The 4,763-nt window shown below is 73.2% G+C and carries 4 protein-coding genes; 2 read left to right on the top strand and 2 right to left on the bottom strand.

The features are described from left to right. Positions 1-466: class II aldolase/adducin family protein (locus tag PROKR_RS25065; RefSeq protein ID WP_036969034.1), on the bottom strand; the 466-nt coding region annotated here is incomplete at its 3' end. Then, a complete protein-coding gene (gene otnK / locus PROKR_RS25060; protein WP_036969032.1) occupies positions 463-1,701 on the bottom strand; it encodes a 3-oxo-tetronate kinase in 1,239 nt (412 codons plus the stop codon). The genes PROKR_RS25065 and otnK, both read right to left, overlap by 4 nt. Before the next feature lie 121 nt (positions 1,702-1,822). Here otnK and PROKR_RS25055 point away from each other — a divergent pair, with 121 nt between their 5' ends. After that, positions 1,823-3,199 (top strand): homoserine dehydrogenase, encoded by a 1,377-nt coding sequence (locus PROKR_RS25055; protein WP_051433335.1) that lies wholly within the window; start codon positions 1,823-1,825, stop codon positions 3,197-3,199. A gap of 52 nt (positions 3,200-3,251) precedes the next feature. Next, complete coding sequence (locus tag PROKR_RS25050; protein ID WP_036969030.1) at positions 3,252-4,589, top strand: SLC13 family permease; 1,338 nt, start codon at positions 3,252-3,254, stop codon at positions 4,587-4,589. Positions 4,590-4,763 lie beyond the last annotated feature (174 nt).

The raw sequence follows: 4,763 nt of genomic DNA, 5'->3' as shown, positions 1-4,763 counted from the left end.
CGTGGCTCGCCAGCAGCGCCGCGCGCAGCGGCCACGGCGCGGCGAGAAGGTCGTCGCCCAGGGCCGGGTCGCCCGGGTGCCGGTAGGGGAGAAGCGGCGTCTGCCCCACGCGCATCACGAAGTACGGCGTCAGCGGCGGCACCGCGTTGTGCGCGGCCCACGGCTCCAGGCAGGCCAGCGCCACGGCGTGCGGCGAGTGCACGTGCACCACCGCGCGGCAGCCGTCCTCGCGCTGGTAGAACGCCGTGTGCAGGGGCGTCTCCTTGGACGAGCGGGCCCCGCCCAGGTGCGTGCCGTCGAGCGAGACCTCGGCGATGCCGTCCGGCGTGAGCCTCCCCAGCGACGTGCCGGTGCCGCTGATCAGCACGCGGTCGCCGTCGCGCACGCTCACGTTGCCGCTGCTGCCCGGGCTCAGGCCCGCCTCGACGAGCTGGCGGCCGGCCGCGATCAGTGCGGTCACGCTCATGCGAGCACCTCCCACGCCGCGGTGAACAGATCCTCGCCGCCGAAGTTGCCGCTCTTCAGCGCCAGGGCCACGGTCCGGCCGGGGTCGTCGTCCACCGCGCCCACGGACCAGCAGACGCCGGTGGCCAGCTCCGGCCCGATGTGCAGGGCCTGCACGCCGAGGGCGCGCACCACCGAGCCGCTGCTCTCGCCGCCCGCGACGATCAGTGCGGTCACCTCACCGCGCTCCACCAGCCGCCGGGCCACGCCCGCGAGCACCCGCTCGACCACGGGCGCCACCTCGACGCCGTCCAGGTGCGAGCGCACGTCGGAGCGCTCGCGCGCCGCGCACACCACGGGGTGCGTCTGCGGGTCCTGCTGCTCCACCCAGTCGGCGAGCTCCGCGATCGTGCCCTCCTCGTCGGCGGTAGCCGATGCGACGTCGACCAGCCGGACCGGCTGGGTGCGCGCGGCGTGCGCGATCTGGGCCAGCGTCGTGGCGGACACGCTGCCGCACAGCACCGCGCCGCGTCCGCTCGCGGGCGGCGACCACAGGGCGTCGGTCAGGCGCGGTCCGGGGATCCCCAGCGCGAGGCCGGAACCACCCGAGACCAGGACGTCGTCCGCCGTCGCGGCACCGATCGTCACCAGGTCCGCGTCCGTGGTCGCGTCGACCACGGCGTACCGGGCCTCCGACGCGTCCAGCGCCGCGCGGACGGCGCCCGCGCCGTCGCGCACGACGGGCAGGGTCACCTCGGCGACGTCGTACGCCGTCTGCGGGCGCAGCAGGTCCATGACCCGCGAGCGGGTCATGGGGGTCAGGGGGTGGTGCCGCATCGAGGAGTGCTCCAGCAGGTCGCGGCCCACGTACAGGTGGCCGTCGTGGACCGTGCGCCCGTTGGCGGGCAGGGCGGGGACGACGACGGCACGGCGCGCGCCCACGGCGTCGGACACGGCGTCGAGCACCGGGCCGATGTTGCCCTCGTCGGTCGAGTCGAACGTGGAGCAGTACTTGACGTAGAACCGGTCCGCGCCCCACGAGCGCAGGCGGTCCAGCGCGTCGAGCGAGGCGGCGACGGCCTCGGCGCGCGGCGCGGTGCGCGTCTTGAGCGCGACCACCACGGCGTCGACCTCGCGGAGCTGCTCGGGGGAGAGCGCGCCGTTCTCGATCACCACGGAGACGCGATGGCCCGCGGTGCGCAGCATGGTGGCGAGGTCGGTGGCGCCGGTGAAGTCGTCGGCGATGGATCCCAGCATGATCAGATCCTCTCACATGCTGTGACTATTTGATGCGAAGTTGGAAGATAGTAGAAACCTGTGGCACAGTGGCGGCCAGCCCGCTCGAACGCCGAGCCGGTGCACGACGATCGGAACAACGGTGATCCTCAATCACGTCTCTCGGACGCGAGGTCCCCTCCGTGTCGCCCTGACCGGGGCGAACGGCGGCTACGGACGTACGTTTCTGGCTCAGCTGGCGCTGACGCCCGAGATCCGCCCCGCGGTGCTGGTGGACCCGGACGTCGCGGGCGTGCGGCGCATGCTCGACGAGCTGGGCGTCCCGGCGGACCGGGTGGCCGAGTCGGCCGACGCTGCTACCACCGCACGCCTGGTCGAGCAGGACCACATCGCGCTCGTGGCCTCGGCCGACGCCCTGGACTGGGCGGGCATCGACGTGCTCGTCGAGGCCTGCGGCCGGGTGCCGGCGGGCTTCGGCTACGCCGCGGCCGCCCTGGACCACGGTACGCACGTGGTCATGGTGAGCAAGGAGGTCGACACCGTCGTGGGCGTCGAGCTCGGCGCCCGCGCCGTGGCCAAGGGCCTGAGCTACCTGCCCGGCGACGGCGACCAGCCCGCCAACCTGCTGCGCCTGGTCGACTGGGTCAGCGCCGTCGGCCTCGACATCGTGGCCATCGGCAAGTCCGGCGAGTACGACCTGGAGCTCGACCCCGCGACCGGCCGCGTCACGCAGGCCGGAGTCACGGTCGAGGCTCCCGCGCTGCTCGACCTGCTGGAGCTGGGCGACGACGTCGCGGGCACCCTCGCCCGCCGCGCCGACGCCGTCCGCGGCCTCAAGCGTGCCGCGGCCGCCGACTCGTGCGAGATGGCCGTGGTCGCCACGCGCACCGGGGCCTCCGCCGACGTTGAGGCCATGCACTACCCGGTGGCCCGCATCGCCGAGCTCGCCGACATCTACTCCGCCCGCGCGGACGGCGGCATCCTGGAGCACGACGGCGTCGTCGACGTGTTCTCGGCGCTGCGCCTGCCGGGCGAGGCCAGCTTCGCGGGCGGCGTCTTCGCCGTCGTGCGTACCGGCGACCCCGCCACCTGGGAGCTGCTGCGCGGCAAGGGCCACGTGATCAGCAGGGACGGGCAGTACGCCTGCGTCTACTGGCCGTACCACTACATGGGCGTGGAGACGCCGCTGACCGTGCACGCCGCCGTCGACCGCGCACCGGCCCCGCCGGCCCGGCCGACCATGCTGCTGGCCGCCCGTGCCACGGAGGACCTCGCCGTCGGCGCGGTGCTCAGGGTCGAGGGCCACCACCACGAGATCGCCGGGGTCGCCCCGGTCATGCTCGACCCGGCCGAGGGCGTCTCGCCCTACTACCTCCTCGACGGCGCGCGGCTGGCCAAGCCCGTCGCCCGAGGAGCCCTCATCGGGCTCGACGACGTCGAGGGCGTCGACGAGCCGGCGCTGGACGCCTACCTGGCGGGCGCCGCCCGCACCACCGAGACGAACGGAGACGATCGATGACGATTCTCGCCGCGTGCACCCACACCGCACGCCTCCGAGAGGAGACCGCGGCATGACCGCCGAGATCATCGCCCTGATCGGGCTCGCGCTGGTCTTCGGGATCTCCGCGCTCCGCAACGTCCACATGGGGGCGCTCGCGCTGGTCGCCGCCTTCATCGTGGGCATCGGCGTCGTGGGCGAGGGCCTGGACGACGTGCTCGGCGGGTTCCCCGTCGACGCCCTGATCATCCTGGTGGGCATCACCTACCTGTTCGGCATCGCCCGCGAGACCGGCACCATCGACTGGCTCGTGGACCGCTCGCTCGGGCTGATCGGCGACCGTGTCGCGCTGCTCCCCTGGGGCCTGTGGCTCATCGCCACCGGCGTGGCCTGCCTCGGCACCTCGCACGCGGCGTTCGCCGTGGTGCCGATCGCCATGAGCCTGGCTGCGACGCACCGCATCAGCTCCACGATGATGGGCATCGCGATGAGCTCCGCGATCGTCGGTGGCGCGCTCGCGCCGACCAGCATCGTCGGCATCACCGTGCAGACCGTCGCCTCCAGCGCGGACATCCCGTACAACGCGGCCCTGATGTTCGGGCTGTCGGTGGGCGTCAACGCCCTGGTCGTGCTCGCGGCGTTCTTCATGTTCGGCGGGCGCGAGCTGATCCAGCGCACGCGCCAGGCCCGTGACAACGGGCCCGACGGCGCCGTGGGCGGGGCGGGCGTTCCGGCCGGCGGTTCCGGCGGCGTCGCGACGCTGGAGCGCACCGAGGTCAAGGCGCCCACCAAGATCACCGCGATGCAGGTGCTGGTGATCGTCTCGATCCTTACGCTGATCGGCGGGTTCTTCCTGCTCACGACGCTCGACGTGGACATCAACCTCGGCGTCGTGGCGCTCACCATCGCGGTGATCCTCGCCCTCGTGGACCCCGGCGTCGGACGTCGCGGCATCGCGCGGATCGACTGGGGCACCATCCTGCTGCTCGGCGGCATCATCACCTACGTCGAGGTGCTCACCCGCCTCGGCGCCATCGAGCAGCTCGGCGAGGCCGCCCGCTCGGTCAGCGTGCCGATTGTGGCCGCGCTGGTGATCTGCATCGTGGCCGGCCTGGTCTCGGCGTTCGCCTCGACCATCGGCATCATCGGCGCGCTCATCCCGCTCGCCGTGCCGCTGCTCGTGCCCGGCGGCGGCCTGGAGACGACAGGGTTCATCTACGCCCTCGCCATCTCCGCGTCGCTGGTCGACTGCGCGCCGTTCGGCACCACCGGCGCCACGATCGTGGCCTCGACGGTGGAGCACGACCGGCCCCGCGTGAACCGGGACCTGACCGTCTGGGGCTTGTCCATGGTCGTCATCGGCCCGGTCGTGACCCTGCTGACGATGGTCGTACCGTTCCTCTGGTTCTGACCAGGGCAGGATCTAGTCCACGTAGCCGCCGTCCACCTGGACGGCGGCTACGTGGTTTCATGCGGCGGTGGTCAGGTGGGGTGGGCCCAGGAGAGGTCGGGTCGGCGGGTTCGGCCGGGTGCCGGCTCGACCGGGTGGCCCGTGTGTCGGGCGGGTCTGGCGGGGTGGTGGGCT

This window comes from Promicromonospora kroppenstedtii DSM 19349, from assembly GCF_000515355.1.
Lineage (GTDB): Bacteria > Actinomycetota > Actinomycetes > Actinomycetales > Cellulomonadaceae > Promicromonospora > Promicromonospora kroppenstedtii.
Note: the sequence above shows the minus strand (reverse complement) of the source record. Positions and strands in the feature narration are given on the sequence as shown.